The organism is Butyrivibrio proteoclasticus B316 (genome assembly GCF_000145035.1).
In the GTDB taxonomy this organism is placed as follows: domain Bacteria; phylum Bacillota; class Clostridia; order Lachnospirales; family Lachnospiraceae; genus Butyrivibrio; species Butyrivibrio proteoclasticus.
In genome coordinates this window covers 227,770-245,010 of sequence record NC_014388.1, presented here as the reverse complement: position 1 = coordinate 245,010, position 17,241 = coordinate 227,770, and the positions used below count along the sequence as shown (strand labels likewise).

Here is a 17,241-nt window from a genome sequence, read left to right as displayed (position 1 = left end):
AAATGAGTCATACTCGAAGCTTGGTGCTTAATGAATGGAGGTATAAACAATATGGATACATTGCAGATTCTAAGAGATCTTGTAATTATATTAGTAGCTGCCAAATTTTTCGGACTCATTGCCAGAAAGCTGAAAGCTCCGCAGGTTGCTGGTGAAATAATAGCAGGTCTGCTTATAGGGCCGACTCTTTTCAATCTTGTTCAGTCCGGAGACTTTCTCTCAGGAATGGCTGAAATTGGCGTAATTCTTTTGATGTTCAGTGCAGGCCTTGAGACGGACATTGATAAGCTCAAAAAGTCAGGCCTTAAGTCAACAATCCTTGCCTGCACAGGTGTTGCAGTGCCTTTAGTTCTGGGAACTCTTTTGTATATGGCTTTTTACGGCATGGCTGCTCCGGGCTCTGCAGATTTTACAAAGGCTCTTTTTATAGGAACAATTCTGACAGCAACTTCTGTAAGTATTACAGTCCAGGTATTAAAAGAGTTGGGCAAGATTTCTACAGATGTTGGAACGACGATCATGAGTTCAGCGATCATAGATGATGTAATAGGAATCGTAGTACTTACTGCAGTTCTCGGACTTAAAGATCCAAATGCCAATCTGGCTGCTGTATGTATTAAGACAATTGCATTCTTTGCGCTTTCTATAGTAGTTGGAATAGTTGTTTTCATGATCATGAAGAAGATAGAGCAGAGATGGCCTCATACCAGAAGAATACCGATTCTGGGCCTTGCGCTTGCTTTTGCAATGGCTTACGTTGCAGACAAATATTTTGGAGTTGCCGACATTACAGGTGCATATGTTGCGGGAATAATCCTGAGCTCCCTGGATACTTCAGAGTACATCGACAGAAAAATGGATATCAATTCCTACATGATCTTCGGACCAGTGTTCTTTGCAAGCGTAGGACTTCAGACAAATCTCAGATCTGTAGATATGACAATAATAACATTTTCAATAGCGTTTGTTATTGTTGGACTTCTCGGAAAGGTCGTTGGATGCGGACTTGTAGCTAAGTGTCTTAAGTACAATTCATCTGATGCTCTTAAAATTGGTGTTGGAATGATGACACGAGGCGAGGTTGCTCTTATTGTTGCTCAGAGAGGCCTTAAAGCTGATATTATTGACAGTAGATACTTTACAGCGGTAATTCTTTTGATAATTCTTAGTTCTATACTTACACCTATAATTATGAAAGCAATTTATGCTTCAGATGAGAAACGAAAAATATCATAAAAATAGCAAAAATTACACCTATCTGTGGTTGCTACCACAGATAGGTGTTTTTTATGATATAGGAAATTTCTCCGAAATTCCTATATCATAAAAAAACGCTCCGCTATGGATGCGCACTCGCGCGATAGGTAAATGTTGCATAAATGCAACCGCGCTCGGCGCGAGCATGTTGCAAGCAACATGCTTTCTTGTAGATGTCTTTATTTGATCTTGAGTTCTTTGACAAAGTCCAAATAATCAAGACAAGTGTTGCATTTAGGGGCATAATCTATCAGGAGCTTTTTAGCTTCCTGAGCTTCTTTAGTCTTTACACATTCACGAATGACTGTTTTAAAGAGCTTTGTATCCATTTTTTGCGCGATATTCTCGATATTATCTCTTGTTTCCCGCTCTAAATTAGAACGTCCTGAATATCTGACTAGCAGAAGACCTGCTATAGAAAGATCCTTGTTTTGCCTGCGTTTGACAGACATTATTGTGTCATAGAGCTGCTGAATACCCTGCATAGCGTAGGAATCAGCAGTTACAGGAATGATAACCTTGTCAGCGGCGATCAGGCAGTTGTACAGGATGATGTTAAGAGACGGTGCAGTATCTATGACTATGTATTCATAACCCTCAAGGTTATCGAGAGCATCTTTTAGTCTGTAGAACCCTTCAAGCTCGCCATCAAGCATTTTCTCCGCTTTGACAAGAAGTGGGTCTGATGCAACTATATCGCCATTTTCGGTGTGCTGAATTGCTTCGGAAATAGGAAGCTTATCTGAATCGATGATAACATCGTAAAGTGTAGCAACATCTTCAATCTGAGCATTGTAGGTGCTGGTACTGTTACCCTGAGGATCTGCGTCGATCAGGAGGGTCTTATGGTTTCTGCCGATGATCCCGGCAAGATTAGTGGCGGTAGTACTCTTACCAATACCACCTTTTTGGTTGGCAACAACAAATACTGTAGGCATATTATATCTCCCCCTCCCCTTTAGAAATCTATGCTGCCATTGATTTCTTCATTAATAACATAGAAAACCTTGTGCTCCTCAGGCTTGATGTAAACATCTACCTTGGCAATGTCGGCTTCGTTGACACCCCTGGATAACACGTCATTTCTAATTTGCTGCAGAATATCATCCATTCTGCGGTCCATGTTTTGATACTGAACTACAATATTCTTGGACGCTGCTTTGAAACCGCCTGTGGCTTCAATAGCGCGTTCAACACTACTTTTTCTAGCCATTACTGATTCCTCCCCCTGATAATCTGAATAACCACAAAATATATTGTATCAAAACGAAGATAATATAGCTATATTGTTCAGACAAGAAACTCTATATTACGATTTTAAAGAAAACAAAGAATTGGTAGCGGATGTTATTTTTAATCCGGGTGAGTTTTATGAGTATAAGCTTGACAGGAAGAGGGATTCTTTATAAATAATTTATTCTTTTAAATGATTTGAGAAAGAATGTTATAGCAATCTTTAATATATATTTAAGAATAAAAACTAGCGGAATATAGTATTATTTATAGTAGATGATTAGTCATAATGATGATTATGTCTGCAAGGAGGAATACTATGTCCGGAAATATGAAAAACAAACTTCATAAATTTCTGATTGTAGTGCTTACTCTTGCTGTTGCAGGCACAAGTAGTGGATATTCAACTGATACTAAGAAAAATACGGAAGACGCCGAAAACGTAGTAGAATTTGTCCATGAACTTGATGACTATGTTCCCGCCAAGAAAAGTTACAATTTTTACTTTACTTATAAGATAGTTCATCCCTGGTGGGATGCTGTTGCTCTAGGAATGGAAGATGCTCAGAAGAAATATCTTGAAAAGGGCGTAGTTATTACTTATGAATATATGGCTCCAAACGCTGCTTCTTATGAGGACCAGATTAAAAGGTTAGCCCTTGCTGAGAAAGGAAATTATGATGTTATCGGAGTAGATGTGGCAGATGAGGAAAAAATCTCCCCTGTGCTTGATAAAATGGTAGCATCCGGACAAAAAGTCATGACTTTCTCAAGTTCTGATGCGGCACCTGATTGCAAGCGAATTGCTTATGTTGGAAATACACATAATTATCAGGATGGGGCGGATTTAACAGAAGCTCTGTGCCAGAAGCTGGGCTACAAAGGAAAGATTGCTATACTTGTTGGAAGCCATGGAGCACCATGCCATGAAGACAGGGCAAAGGGAGCCAAGGACACTATAGCCAAATATAAAAATATGGAAATAGTAGCTGTAGAGTATGATATGGACTCCATCGATGTGGCGCATGAACTTGCTATAAAAATACTTAAGGATTATCCCGATCTGGATGGCTTTGTATGTTGTAACATGAGTAATCCTGTTGGAACGGCAAGAGCAGTTACTGAGCTTGGAAGTAAGGCGGTAATTGTAGGAATGGACCATGATCAGGAGGCACTTCGGTATCTCAGGGATGGGGTTATATACTGCCTTGGAGTGCAGGATTGCTATTCAATTGGCTTTGATACCCTGCAGGTTGCTGTGAAAATTGCAGATGGTAATTTGCCGGGAGATTTGTTCCCGGATAAAACTGATGAAAATACAACTGTTATTTATCAGGAAGAGGCTGCACCGATGCTGGAAATCTTGTATGGAGATACTTCTCAATGAAGAATAGAAGGATTACTGAAAAGGCAGTTTCAGTAACTGCGGCGATAGGAAGTGTTCTTATCATGGTAATGGTAATCGCCAATACTTATTGGGCTTCTAAACAGGCTATTTCATCCACAAATCAGGCAGTTTCTGCAGTAAGTGCCTTTTATCTGGAATCAATGGCTGACAGACGTGCCAGGACTATTACAAATCTGATCAACAATAATTTTGATTACATGGAAAAGGCTGTAAGCGTCATTGATGATGAACAGATAGAATCGCAGAAAGATCTTAGAGCGGCTATTGGTAGGATGAAGAGGCTCTTGTCTCTTAATCGTTTTGCACTGGTAGACGAGGATAACGTAGTTTACACACAATATACAACATATACCGGTGGTAGTCGGCACGCTTTTTTGGCTGAAGAGAAACTGGAAGGGAAGATGATAAGTACTGTTTTCATCTACGGTTCGTCCAAGGAGTTGTGTCTGGCTATTCCGATAGACAATAAGATAATGGGTAAGCAGTTTAAAGCCTGCTTTGTCCAAATTGATATTAATGATATTGTAGATCTCCTTGCTTTTGATGATCAGGAGAGTACGCATTTTGCTCTTTATTCAACAAATGGGGGAAACCTTTCAGAGACAGAACTTGGTCAATTGATTGGAACCCAAAACATTATTGATGCCACGAAGGGCAATGTTTCGGATGATAAGTGGGAAGCATTTCGTAAAGATTTTGCTGAATCCAAGAAAGGAACGCTTACTTTTACAATAAATGGCGTTGTAGATACTATATGCTATGAACCTGTACCTGATACCGGCTGGGAGCTGGTAGTAATGATTCGTGAGAGTGTTATTCAGGATCAGATCCAGGAGATTAGTGAAAAGAGTCTTGCTACCAATCATTTCCAGATATTGTTCCTGCTTGTTGTAGCTACTCTGTTTTCTGCAGTATTATTCTATTTGTTCAGACGAGTTGCAAATGAAAAACTCGATGAAGAAAAAGAAAACAGCAAAGTTTTCAAGAGCATGGCAAACACGGATTCTTTGACCGGAGTCAGAAATAAACATGCCTACATGGAAACGGAATCTCTCTTGAACAGTAGGATTCGTGAAGGTACTATTGATAAGCTGGCGCTGGTTGCCTGTGATATAAATGGTCTTAAATATGTTAATGACACCAAGGGACATGCGGCAGGTGATCTGTTGATCCAGGAAGCAAGTGCGCTGATCTGTGATGTTTTCAGCCATGGCTCGGTATACAGAACCGGTGGCGATGAGTTTGTAGTTCTTTTGATTGGAAAAGGATATGATACCAGAGGCGAAGTAATAGCTGCTTTTAACAAACAGGTTGAAGAAAACATCGGAAAAAATGGAGTTGTTGTTTCAATTGGTTATTCCACGCTTTTGCCTACCGATGAGCAGTTACATGATGTATTCGAACGAGCAGATCATATGATGTATGATCGTAAAAAAGAGCTCAAGAGCATGGGAGCTAAGACAAGAGAATTTTCGGAAGATGAACCATGATAAAAAGCTGGGTTATAAAAAAAATCATAACTCAGCTTTTTTTGGTGTCTGTTTGCAGAACCTAGTAGGAGAGATTAAACTCTCCGGAAAAATCAGCTTTTTCAAAATCATCGTCTTCAAGATCATTTTCATCTGAGCTGTATGCTTCTGAAGAATACTCTTCTGATTCTGAATAGGAAGAATCGTCATCTCCTCTTATCTGGAAGATAATGAAGTTTGCAATGGCGAGAATCATTCCCATGATACATACAATACCGAAAATCTTTAAGAAGCCCCTGGTGATCATTTTGCTGTTCTCAGCTTCTATTTTTCTAGCTTCTCTTCTTTCAGCGCGGCTTTCTTTCATCTGCTCTCCAACAAAATCAAGAACAGACTTAACAGAACCTGTCATATCGATATTTACATTATCCGCGTGCTCAATTTTGGCATGCTGGATATTGTAATTATTGATAGCTTTTTCAACGATGAACGGAGTTCCGCAAAAAGGACAGGTTGCAATATCAGTTTGTGGATCAACTTCGACTGTACCGCCGCATTGAGTGCAGGAAGCAGGTACTATTTTGACATTTTCAGACATACTATTTTCCCCCAGGAATAGAATTAAACATCAGTATTTATGATAGCATGTTAATGTGACTTCGGTTGAGCGTTAAAGTGAATTTAAGATTTATTTAATATTTTCAGGATACATTTTTATTTGATGGGGATAATAGTATAATTGAGACTACAAGCCGATATAGGCGTGTATGGGAAATATAATCGGGGGTACATGAATGAATAAACAATGCATTGATGAAAAATGGACTTTTAGAAATGGATTTGTTGATTCTCTTGGTGCACTGCAAGAGGATAAGGGGCAGGAGGTTAATCTTCCGCATGATGGAATGATCGGAACGCAGGTTAGGCCAGATGCGCCGGCAAGGTCAGATAGCGGATATTTTGTTGGAGGTCTGACAAATTATACCAAGTATCTGATGATTCCTACGGAATGGGAAAATGAGTGTGTTGGTCTTAAATTTGATGGAGCCATGATGAATGTTACAGTGGATATAAATGGCTACAAGGTTGGAAGCCAGCACTATGGCTATGCGCCTTTTTATGTTGATCTCACAGATTATGTGACATTTGGAAAAGAGAATAGAATAACCGTAAACTGTAATACCAGTATGTACGTTAACAGCCGCTGGTATACAGGCTCCGGTTTATATCGCGGAGTCAGACTTTGCCATGGTTCAAGGGTGCATATAGTGCCGGATGGAGTATTTGTACGCACGAAAGAAGTAGCTGATGGCTATGCATTTCTTGAAGCAGAAGTAGAGGTGGCAAACAGGACACTGGAAAACAGGCTTGCGGAGGTCACACTTACGATTTGTAAGGAGAACTCTGAGGAAAAAGAGTGTGTCGTAAAGCGTGTTATTCAGATTGGCGCAGGCAAGAGCGAAACTGCGAAAATGGCAATAAACGTCAAAGATCCGCTATTATGGGATGCTGAAAACCCATACCTGTACAAGGTTAAGGCAAGTGTAAAGAGTCTTGGCACGTACAGAACGCATTTTATTCAGGAAGAGACAACTGAAACTGATGAAGAGGAGACACTTTTCGGAATCAGGACAATTACAGCTGATTCTATTCGCGGTCTTAGGATAAATGGCAAGACAGTGAAGCTAAAAGGCGGATGTCTTCACCACGATAATGGCCTTCTGGGCGCAGTTTCTCTTTATGCAGCGGAGGAGAGAAAAGTTAAAAAGCTCAAGGAAGAGGGCTTTAATGCTATAAGAACTGCTCACAATCCACCATCTGCAGCGCTGATAGAGGCCTGCGACAGACTTGGTATGTATGTCTTTGATGAAGCGTTTGATGCCTGGGGAATTGCCAAGAGAGGCGGAGATTACAGCCAGTTTTTTGATACTGACTGGGAAAAAGATCTGACAGCTTTTGTAAGACGAGACAGAAATCATCCATGTGTGATCATCTGGTCTACCGGAAATGAAATTCCTGAAAGGGGAGGCCTTGATAACGGCTATGAGCTTGCGACTTCGCTTGCGGAAACCATTAGAAGGCTTGACGGTACAAGACCTGTCAGCAATGGAATATGTTCGCTGTGGAGTGGACTTGACGATGAACTTGTAGGCACTAAGAGTCAGCTTCAGAACACTTCAGAAGGTCTTTTTGACACAAGCTGGGAAACTATAACAGAACCATTCACAAACGGGCTTGATATGGTCGGTTATAACTACATGGAAGAGCTGTATGAGCGCGATCATGAGATGTTCCCTGAGAGGGTTATCCTTGGCTCTGAGAATTTCCCAAAGGAAATAGGCTTTAGATGGCCTATGGTAGAAAGACTCCCCTATGTTATAGGCGATTTTACATGGACCGCGTGGGATTATCTTGGAGAAGCCGGTATAGGAAAAGCTGTCTATGTAGATGAATCAGACACAGCAGTTCAGACCAATGGCTGGTCACTTATGCCGCCATCAGGCTCACCATACCCGTGGAGATGTGCTAACGATGCGGATTTTGATATAACAGGTCATATGATGCCGCAGGGAGCGTATAGAAGCGTTGTATGGGGAAACAGTAAAACACACCTTTTCTCAATGCATCCTGAGACCTTTGGTAAAAAAGAGGCGATGACAATGTGGGGATTTCCTGCATTACTGGGCAGCTGGAATTATTCAGGATGGGAAAAGAAAAACATCAGACTCGTCGTTATCTCTAATGCTGAGGAAGTTGAGCTGTTTGTAAATGGGAAATCTATTGGTAGAAAACCGGTTGGAGTGGAGCGCCCACTGCCGTATTCAGCAAGCTTTGATACTGTTTACGAGCCGGGAGAAGTTGTGGCTGTAAGCTATACTTCTGGCAAAGAGGTGAGTCGTGACAGCCTGGTTACAACCGGCAAACCTGCTAAGATATGTCTTTTACCGGAAAAAAGATCGATGCAGGCTGACGGACATGATCTGATATATGTAGGTGTGGAAATAACAGATCAGGTTGGAAATGTAGTTCCGGATGCGGAAATCAAACTCAGCGCACAAGTGACCGGATGCGCCTCTCTGGCAGGTTTTGGATCTGCTGATCCAAAAACGGAGGATAATTATACAGATGGCGATACTACGAGCTTCAGAGGCCGTGCTATGGTTATTCTCCGAGCCGGATACACCCATGGAAGTTGCACAATTACCGTCTCTGCCGAGGGCATCGGTCATGTGGCTGAATCAGTAGAAGTTCAATAGAAATAATTGTTACTGTTCGATAATACTACAGGCAGATATACTCAGTCTGTAATACCAAAACCTCTCTCATATAGATATGTAGAACTATAGCTCAGGGTACCATCACTGTTTTCTGTAACGTCAGGGACATTAACAGGAAGATGGCCCTGGGCTTTATTTGATCCAAAAACAGTCTCGATGGCAGCAACGATGTTGGCGTTTGTTGCTTTTAAACCGGATCCGCTGTCGGTTTTATCAGTAGGATCTGTGCCAAGGGCAGAACCCATGTAGGCAAGTACAATTGCATCTGCATCCTTATAAATTGCAGCGTCATATGGAAGATTTTCACTTACAAGTATGAATTTTCCGCCGGCAGCATGGATATCATTGATAGCACTTGTTATTCCAATATACTGGGGGCCGCTCTTATCGAGGGCACCATTGCCCGAAGCGTAGGAAAAACCAATTACTACATCGGAAGCCGATATTTTATCTTTCATATCATCTGTATAGTGAAGCTTGACGTCTGCTGATGAATCATAGTAATAGTCAATGTTTATTGTGGCATCCGGAGCAATGAAAGAGCCTTTTTTAAGCTCATCAACTGCGAACTGCAAAGTGGTCGCATCAGCATTTTGCCTGCCAAGAATGAAGATGTTTTTGGTTTCGTTTGAAACCGGAAGAGCATTATCATCATTTTTTACTACTGTAATAGCCTGTCTTGCCATATTCATTTCAGCATCATGGTGATTCTTGGAACCAACAATAGATATGCTGTCTGAGACATTTTTTTCTATATCAGAATTTGCTGCATCAGAATCGTCCAACATTCCATGCTTGGCTTTAAGTGTAAGAATGCGCTGTACGCTTTCGTCAATTCTATCCTGGCTGATTTCTCCGGAAGTAACCTTAGCTCCAATACCAGCAATATAGTCATCATAGAAAGTTGCTGCCTGAGCATTTTTAAGATCCATTGGTAGTAGGAGTATGTCTACACCACTGTTTATGACTTCCGTGGCAATATTTATGCTGTATTCTGCAGAGCCCTTTGCTCCGGGTACAAGGCCCGCGTCATCGATTGCATCCATTTCAAGTGCATCGGTAACAACAACGCCGTCATAGCCCATATCTGTTCTTAATATGTCTGTAATTATCTTTTTGGACATGGTTGCCGGGAAAAAGCCTTGGGTCACACCATCTCCAAAGGTTTTGGGTTCGTCGATAAGAGGATAGGTTATGTGAGCTGTCATTATCATCTCAGCGCCATCTTTGATCGCTGCTTCAAATGGTACAAGTTCAGTCTTTTTGATCTCATCATAGGTCTTTTCAACGGATGGAGTGCCTATATGACTGTCAACGCTTGTGTCACCGTGACCCGGGAAATGCTTATATGTAGCTATGATATTGTTCTCTGAAAGTCCCTTGGCATAAGCTTTTCCAAGCTTAGAGACAAGATCTGGATCATCAGAAAAAGACCTTGTGCCGATAACCGGGTTTGAAGGATTATTATTTACATCTATATCAGGTGCAAAATCAGCATTAAAGCCGAGAGCAGCAAGCTCTTCTCCGAGAATCCTGCCGGTTTCCTCTGCATTTTTAACAGAATCTGTAGTTGCTCCGATTGCCATGTTTCCGGTCATACGGGTTCCGGAAGTAAGCCTTATAACGATTCCGCCTTCTTCGTCAACCGGTGTGAGGTAAGGAATATGCGTCGCCACACCTTCTATCTGACTGTTATTGTCCTGAAGGTCGTGTAATAGTCTTGTCACCTGCTCATTTCCGGTGATATTGGAACCAAACAGGATTATGCCGCCGTACTGGTGGCGCCTTAGAGCCTCTCTTAGCTGTGGAACAGCAGATAGATCAGTAACATTTTCTTCGTTCCAGGTTCGGATTGCCGGGATTATCATTTGCGAGATCTTTTCATCAAGAGACATCTGCTCCATTATCCGGGTGACTTTGGCTTCACCCTTGACAGAAGAGCAGCCAGTCAGGGTATAAGTTCCTGTTAAAAGAGTCAGAGTTAGTAATACTGATAAAATCTTGGAAAACTTTGATTTCATTTTATAGAACCCCCCATTGAGAAAATTGTTGGTAAATTGAACGCCACTGTCCATTTTATCATCTATAAATGCAGATAAAGTTAGTAAGCATCTTATTTTATATAAATTTAAGAGATTTAAGTAATGGGAGTGTTAATTCTTATTTTGCCTCCAGTTCCTGGAGTCTTTGACGGCTTCCTCACGGTCACTGGCGCGGGCATACATGTTGGTGGCAGTAATTGATTTATGACCAAGGCGCTGCTGGAGAATGAGGATATTTTTCTCATGCTTATAAAACTCCATTGCAAAGCTGGAGCGGAGTTTGCCTATACTGATATCATTGCGGTTTAATGAAACGGCTACATATTTTTTGAGCATCTGCTGAATCTCGCGGATAGACAGGCGCTTTCCGGTTGTAGTAGTAAAAAGAGGGGAATTATCAGATGTATCTTCACCGTTCCCTTTTCTTGAGTCTAAGTAGTCCTGTATATACGCTTTGGATTCATCTGAGAAATATATTTTAGTGGTGCTAAGTGAGTTCTTTCTGTCTTTGCGGACTGCCAGAACATAGCACTCGCTTTTATTATCATCTATAAGATCTTCATATATTACTACATCAGATACATTAAGAGCCTGGAGCTCTGATATTCTAAGACCTGTGTCCAGAAAAAGAAAAATGATGGCCAGGTCTCTTTTTTTATACTTCTCATGATATTTGAGCTGGCGACCGGTAAGGCCTGTTCCGGATTTAATGCAGCTTAAAAGTTTCTCCTGTTCTTCAAGATTAAGGTAAGTTACACGGTCATTTTCAGGGATTTCGATGGAGGCTGAGCCTGAAACGGGATTATGTTCCAGCCTTTTCTCTATATTTATAAGATATTCATAAAGGCCGGAAATTGAAGACCTTCTTCTAGCCCTTGTCCTCTCTGAGAGATGCTCACTCTCAGCCATCCACTTGATAAAGTCATTAATATCTGAAGTCTCTATTTGCCTGAAATCATCTATGGACAGCTCTTTAACCTTCTTGTCCAGAAAAGACGGGGCAAATGCAATTAAATAATCCAAAAAGTATCTGATATCAAGGGCATAGGATATCCTTGTTAAAATTGATTTGCCAGAGGTGCCTGAATAGAAGTATTGCTGCGTACATTCAGGCAAATCGGCTGTTATTTTATTTAGCTTTTGAGCATTGGACAGGGCCGGTATTCTTGGTGCCATTATAAGTTCTCCATGAAAATGATAAAGAGCATAAAGTAAACTGCAGAATAATTCAAATTATACGCAAGTATATCTGTATATATTGAATTATAAATACTTTTGAATTAAAAGAAAATGAAATTATAGTTCACTATAGCTCGACTAATTGTTTTTGATATATTGACATCAGATTGCGTACAACCTTATAATCTGAAATTGCGTTTTGTTGTTTTGTATTTTTTAATTGAGGGAAAAATGGAAAAGAAATATCTATTAAATGACATCGTTGCGGCCATGGAAAGCGGCGAGTTACAGGCTTATTATCAGCCACAGTACAACGCCAAACAAGGTGTTATAGGTGGAGCAGAAGCGCTTGTCAGATGGGTCAAAAAAGATGGTACCGTAGTACTTCCTAAAGATTTTATTCCTATTCTGGAAGAAGCAGGACAGCTTTCACTTGTTGACTGGTTTGTGGTAGAAGATGCTTGTAAGACAATTAAACAGCTTGGAGACAGAGCCGTTAGAATAAGCGTAAACTTTGGAAGAGAACACGCCGGAGATGGTCAGTTTATAGAAAAACTTAACAGATTGGTTGAGTCATACGGTATAGATAAATACTATTTGGGAGTAGAAATTACCGAATCTGATGTGGCGGCTGATAAAGAGAAAGTCATGAACTGGGTTCATGATATTGAGCAGGCCGGATACATGGTATCTATAGATGATTTTGGATCGGGAATGTCATCCATGTCCTTTGTTAAGGATGTTCCAGCCCGTATTCTTAAGATAGACAGGTCTTTTCTTAATGATAACTGCCTTACAGAAAAGGGTAAAATTACTCTCGAGTCAGTTTTTTACTTTGCTCACAGACTGAATCTTATTACCGTAGTTGAAGGAGTGGAAACTCAGGAGCAGCTGCAGTTTATAAATACCTGTGACTGTGATTATATTCAGGGATTTATTTTTTCTGAGCCTGTTCCAAAGGGTGATTTTATCACTATGTGCGTAGATGAAGCACCTGTAGAGATTAAGACTACGGATCCATTTGATGATCAATCAGCAGTATTTGAGCAGGTTAGAATTCTAATAGAGTCAGTTTATAAGAAGTTTCCTGTTATAAAATTTGCTAATCTTAGCAAGAATTCTTATACATTTATGAGACGCGAGAACTTTTTAAACTCAGCAATACCTGAGACAGGAACTTATGATGACTGTTTAAGAAGCGTTGTGGATATGACTGTACCTGAGTCAAAAGATGAAATAGAAAAGGCATTTAACAGAAAAAGTCTTCTTGATGCTTATGCTGCCGGTAAAAAACGGGTCCTGCGTATTGCCAATCAAATAGATGAACATGGGAATGTTCATAAAGTAGCTATTGAGGACTACTTTATGGAAAACCCCAGAAGTAAAGATGTATATATTGTTTCATTCCTTCAGAGTCTTGATTTTGAAGATGGAACCTATGTATGAATACGAAGCCCTATTCTTAGCTAAAATGGCTATGGATAGGGCTTTTGTACATTGATAAATGAATATAAATGAAATACAATTGTATAAAAGGCAGTATAATTAAAAGCGTTATTTGGATAATTAATGGGCGATAAGATTCACTACATAGGAGAATAACTGTGGAAAAGTCAAATGTACTTGTTGTAGGTTTCGAAGGTGTAGGAAAATCCACCCTTATTAAAACTGTATTGGGTGATGAGGCTATGAAAAAGGCTCAGGCAGTCAGATCAGGCAGGCCTGAGGATTTCCAGATTTATGAAAATGACAAAGTGCCCTTCAGATTGATTGATACAGTCGGCATTGAGCCGGGACTTTTCAAGGAACAGAGGGCAGTCAACGCGGTCAAAAAGTGGTCAAGTAACGCCATAAAAGCCAGGAGAAAAGAGCACCAGATAAGTGCCATTTGGTTTTGCGTTGACAAATACACATCCAAGCTCTTTCCAAAGACAATCGATTCTTTTGTAGAGGCTGTTGACTATTGGGATGATGTTCCTATAATTGTCGTAATAACGCAGTCTTATGGAGAAGATGATGTTGCCAAGACCAGAGAGATTGTTGAGAAAGCTTTTTTATCCAAGAAAAAATATGCAACCAAGTTGACGGAAATCGTGTCGGTTATAGCCAAGCCTAAGCAGACCAAAGAAGGAGAAGTGATTCCGCCTACCGGAATTGTTGAACTTATCGAACTAACAAATAGCCTCCTTCCTGTCGGATTCCAGGCTTCTGAGAGGGATATAGCCAAGTACCTTTTATCAAGAAAAAGAGCTATGTCACACGCAGTGGTCAGCGTGGCTACACTAGCAGGAATCACCGCGGGCGGAATTGCTATGCCAGTGGTAGACCTTATGCTGCTAAAGCCTACAGAATCTTTGGAGTTAGAATCGATATTTAAAATCTGGGGAATAAAGAAAACCAAGAAGACCAAAGACTTGCTGAAGCTCATGGTGGATATAGGAACAGTCAGTATTACCGGAAAAACGCTTGTTTCGTCGCTTAAGCTGATCCCCGGAATCAATCTGGGGGCGGCTTCAATAAATGCTATTATTTCAGGTACTATTGTCTTTGCGCTTGGGGAAGCTTCAGTTTACATTTTTGAACAGATCGCCACAGGCAAGAAGACAGTTGATGATATCGAATGGGCACAGAAAATTTTACAGGATTCTTTATCCAATACAGTTCTGGATAAGATAGCTTATTCGGCTAAAAAGTTATCTAAGGGTGCGGATAAAACAGAGATTCTTGATTCTGTAGCTCAGGCATTTGCAAAAGGCGCAACAACATAAAATGCATATTGTAGGAACTGCCCGGCGCTATGCGCCGGGCAGTTTTATTGTAGCTGTAGTGCCACGTCCAGGTTCACTTTCGTAACTGATACCGTATTCCGGGCCGAAGTAGAGCTTTATTCTCTGATCAACATTGCTAATACCATAGCCCTTGGTTTCTGCAGTCAGTATATTATCCAAAGTATTCTTATCCATGCCGCAGCCGTTATCCTCAACAGATATGAGAATATTGTCATTATCCCGTTTGATACAAATATGTATCTTTCCGATATAGTTTTCTTTATCGTTATACCTTATGCCATGAACAATGGCATTCTCGACAAGAGGCTGAATTATCAGGTTGATGCTCCTGCATTCAAATAATGATTCATCAACATCATAACTGAATTCAAATGAGTCAGAGTGGAGCATTCTCTGAATTTCGAGATAGGAAAGAGTATTTCTCCATTCATCAGCCAGCCTGGTAGTGCTATGCCCTTTATTAAGCGTTGTTCTGTAAAAGGTCGACAATTGGAGCGCAATGCTGCTGATCTCAGATTGGCCTGAGAGTATAGCTTTGCTGTTTATCATGGATAGACAGTTGTACAAAAAATGAGGATTTATCTGTGATTGGAGCATCTGAAGCCGATACTCCTGTTTGGCAAGCTTGTTGGTATACAGTTCATGGATAGTGCTCTCGAGACGTTTGGCCATGTTGTCAAAAGCACCAATGAGCTTGGCTATTTCATCATTATTCCTGCTTCTGACTGTGACCGTGAAATTATCAGCCTGAATCTGGTCCATATTGTTGGCAAGCTTTTCCAATGGCTCTACCAGATGCTTGGACAGAACAACGCCCAGATACAGCATAGAAATAATGCAAAGCGCGATCATACCCATGATGACCAGAATAAAAGAGTTGGCTGTACTGGTGATAAATTCCTGAGGCCTGAATATAACTATGTTCCAGCCGTGTGTAGCGCTGGAAGAAACTTCCCTGAAATAGCCTGAACCGGCATCATTATCGAGCGTAGCACGTAGATCCTGCTTAAAAAAATCGCCGGCAGGGGCATCCGGGAAAGATGAATGATCAAAGATCAGTTGACCTGCATTATCATATATTCCTATTGCATAATCTTCCTCAAATAGTTTTTGGTAATCTGAAAAAGCATAATCATAGGACAGGGCTATGGTCATGACGTTTTTATATAAATCACAGGGAAGAAGATAGACCAGCAAAAACTTGCCGCTATCCCTGTCAAAAATATAGAAGGGCTTCTGAGCAGAGAGAGCCTTTTCATACCAGCTGTATCCGCTGAGGTCTGTGAGCTGTTTGAGCGTAGTCCCATGAGGATACAGATTAGTCTGAGTATACAGAGTTATCCCCTCTATTTCGGGGTGCATTGCCTGTATCATAAGAAATTTGGAGTCAAAAATCTCAGAATTTGCCAGAAACATTTCATAATTGCTGCTGTAGCTCTTGTCAACTGCAGCCTGTATAGCTTCATCCCAGGCCAGAGTGGTGATGATCCCTTCCTGAAGCGACAGATAATGATCAAGTGAAGATACTGCCTGATCCAGTATATTATTGATATTGGTCTCTTCCTGAGAAACAAGAAGCCTCCTGGACTGTATAGTGCAGAAGGCTCCTAATAGTATTACAGGAATCAGACTAACTATAAAACAAATGATCTGAATTTTATTTCTGAATTTAAGGCTTTGATACCATGCTACGCCTGTTTTCATAGACTCAGCTCTCCATATTTCTCACTTTTTCTGGCGTTTTGCCAAAATGATCTCTGAAACTTTTAACAAAATAGGAATCATTTCTAAAGCCTACACTGAATCCTATATCTGAAATCTTCATATTTGTGGTCAGAAGCATTTCTTTGGCCTTCTCCATGCGGATATTCTTGATATATTTGTTGATCCCGCAGCCTGTTTCAGCTTTAAATATGGTACTCAGATAGCTTGTATTTAAATAGACCATTTCAGCGAGGCTGTTAAGCGAAATATCCTTATTGTAATTGGCCTTTATATATCTTTTGACAAGTTCAACTGAGTGCTTACCCCCGTCTGATTCAAACCTGTCTATCGGAGGCAGCTCTTTCTTTTGATTGGTTTTATCAAGTAGCTTTAAGGTACTGTCCATGGTTTCTTCAAACTCGCCCGGGTCAAGGGGCTTGAGCATATAATTGCAGGCACCTACTGACAGGGCAGTCTTGGCATAGGAAAAATTGTCATAGCAGCTGAAAAAGAGGATCGGAAGCTCTTTATTGTTCTCTCTGGCTTTTTTGGCAAGATCAAGCCCACTTACAAAGGGCATTTCTATATCAGTAAGAAGTACATCTACAGGAGTTCTGTTTAAAATCTCCAGAGCCTGTTTTCCGTTGGAAGCGTGGAAAACGTTAAAGGCATCGGTCAGATTGAGTTTTTGTAGTAAAAAAATAACCAGATCATATTCATTTTTTTCATCTTCAGCTATCAGCATATTATAGGCCATATGCAAATACCTCCAATAATTAATACATTTTTTATAAAGAACATTATAACAGCAAGAATCAGAACTACAATCTATTGTAAAAAAGTCCTAAAAAATTGATACGAATCCAAAAAGATTTATATGTA

13 protein-coding genes are annotated in these 17,241 nt (G+C 40.5%); 6 read left to right on the top strand and 7 right to left on the bottom strand.

What is annotated here, in order from left to right:
- Positions 1-51: 51 nt before the first annotated feature.
- Positions 52-1,236 (top strand): cation:proton antiporter, encoded by a 1,185-nt coding sequence (locus BPR_RS16135; protein ID WP_013282551.1) that lies wholly within the window; start codon positions 52-54, stop codon positions 1,234-1,236.
- A 200-nt stretch (positions 1,237-1,436) separates the two neighbouring features.
- Here BPR_RS16135 and BPR_RS16130 read toward each other — a convergent pair whose 3' ends face one another.
- Entirely contained in the window at positions 1,437-2,195 is a 759-nt protein-coding gene (locus BPR_RS16130; protein ID WP_013282550.1) for a ParA family protein, read from the bottom strand.
- A gap of 20 nt (positions 2,196-2,215) precedes the next feature.
- On the bottom strand, positions 2,216-2,470 hold the full coding sequence (locus BPR_RS16125; protein WP_013282549.1) for a DUF6465 family protein: 255 nt from the start codon (positions 2,468-2,470) through the stop codon (positions 2,216-2,218).
- A 339-nt stretch (positions 2,471-2,809) separates the two neighbouring features.
- On the opposite strand from BPR_RS16125, the gene BPR_RS16120 reads away from it, so the two are divergent.
- Together BPR_RS16120 and BPR_RS20120 are read left to right on the top strand one after the other, a co-directional pair.
- Entirely contained in the window at positions 2,810-3,877 is a 1,068-nt protein-coding gene (locus BPR_RS16120; protein WP_242662252.1) for a substrate-binding domain-containing protein, read from the top strand.
- Positions 3,874-5,388 carry a sensor domain-containing diguanylate cyclase gene (locus BPR_RS20120; RefSeq protein ID WP_052301848.1) on the top strand — a complete coding sequence of 505 codons (1,515 nt, stop codon included), beginning with the start codon at positions 3,874-3,876 and terminating at the stop codon, positions 5,386-5,388. Before BPR_RS16120 ends, BPR_RS20120 begins: the two co-directional genes overlap by 4 nt.
- A 61-nt stretch (positions 5,389-5,449) precedes the next feature.
- Here BPR_RS20120 and BPR_RS16110 read toward each other — a convergent pair whose 3' ends face one another.
- Positions 5,450-5,965, bottom strand: a complete 516-nt coding sequence (locus tag BPR_RS16110; protein ID WP_013282546.1) for a hypothetical protein — start codon at positions 5,963-5,965, stop codon at positions 5,450-5,452.
- Positions 5,966-6,161: 196 nt separating this feature from the next.
- On the opposite strand from BPR_RS16110, the gene BPR_RS16105 reads away from it, so the two are divergent.
- Positions 6,162-8,624, top strand: a complete 2,463-nt coding sequence (locus tag BPR_RS16105; protein WP_013282545.1) for a glycoside hydrolase family 2 TIM barrel-domain containing protein — start codon at positions 6,162-6,164, stop codon at positions 8,622-8,624.
- A 41-nt stretch (positions 8,625-8,665) separates the two neighbouring features.
- On the opposite strand, the gene BPR_RS16100 is transcribed toward BPR_RS16105, so the two are convergent.
- Complete coding sequence (locus BPR_RS16100; protein WP_013282544.1) at positions 8,666-10,666, bottom strand: glycoside hydrolase family 3 protein; 2,001 nt, start codon at positions 10,664-10,666, stop codon at positions 8,666-8,668.
- A gap of 132 nt (positions 10,667-10,798) precedes the next feature.
- Positions 10,799-11,863: a tyrosine-type recombinase/integrase gene (locus tag BPR_RS16095; RefSeq protein WP_013282543.1), complete on the bottom strand. Its 1,065-nt coding sequence runs from the start codon at positions 11,861-11,863 to the stop codon at positions 10,799-10,801.
- Between the two features lie 234 nt (positions 11,864-12,097).
- Here BPR_RS16095 and BPR_RS16090 point away from each other — a divergent pair, with 234 nt between their 5' ends.
- Both BPR_RS16090 and BPR_RS16085 read left to right on the top strand, forming a co-directional pair.
- Positions 12,098-13,312 carry an EAL domain-containing protein gene (locus BPR_RS16090; protein ID WP_013282542.1) on the top strand — a complete coding sequence of 405 codons (1,215 nt, stop codon included), beginning with the start codon at positions 12,098-12,100 and terminating at the stop codon, positions 13,310-13,312.
- 158 nt (positions 13,313-13,470) lie between these two features.
- Positions 13,471-14,634 (top strand): GTPase, encoded by a 1,164-nt coding sequence (locus tag BPR_RS16085; protein ID WP_013282541.1) that lies wholly within the window; start codon positions 13,471-13,473, stop codon positions 14,632-14,634.
- A gap of 27 nt (positions 14,635-14,661) precedes the next feature.
- On the opposite strand, the gene BPR_RS16080 is transcribed toward BPR_RS16085, so the two are convergent.
- The gene (locus BPR_RS16080; protein WP_013282540.1) at positions 14,662-16,359 is read right to left on the bottom strand and encodes a sensor histidine kinase; all 1,698 of its coding nucleotides are present in this window, start codon (positions 16,357-16,359) and stop codon (positions 14,662-14,664) included.
- A gap of 4 nt (positions 16,360-16,363) precedes the next feature.
- Entirely contained in the window at positions 16,364-17,116 is a 753-nt protein-coding gene (locus tag BPR_RS16075; protein ID WP_013282539.1) for a response regulator transcription factor, read from the bottom strand.
- Positions 17,117-17,241: the final 125 nt, after the last annotated feature.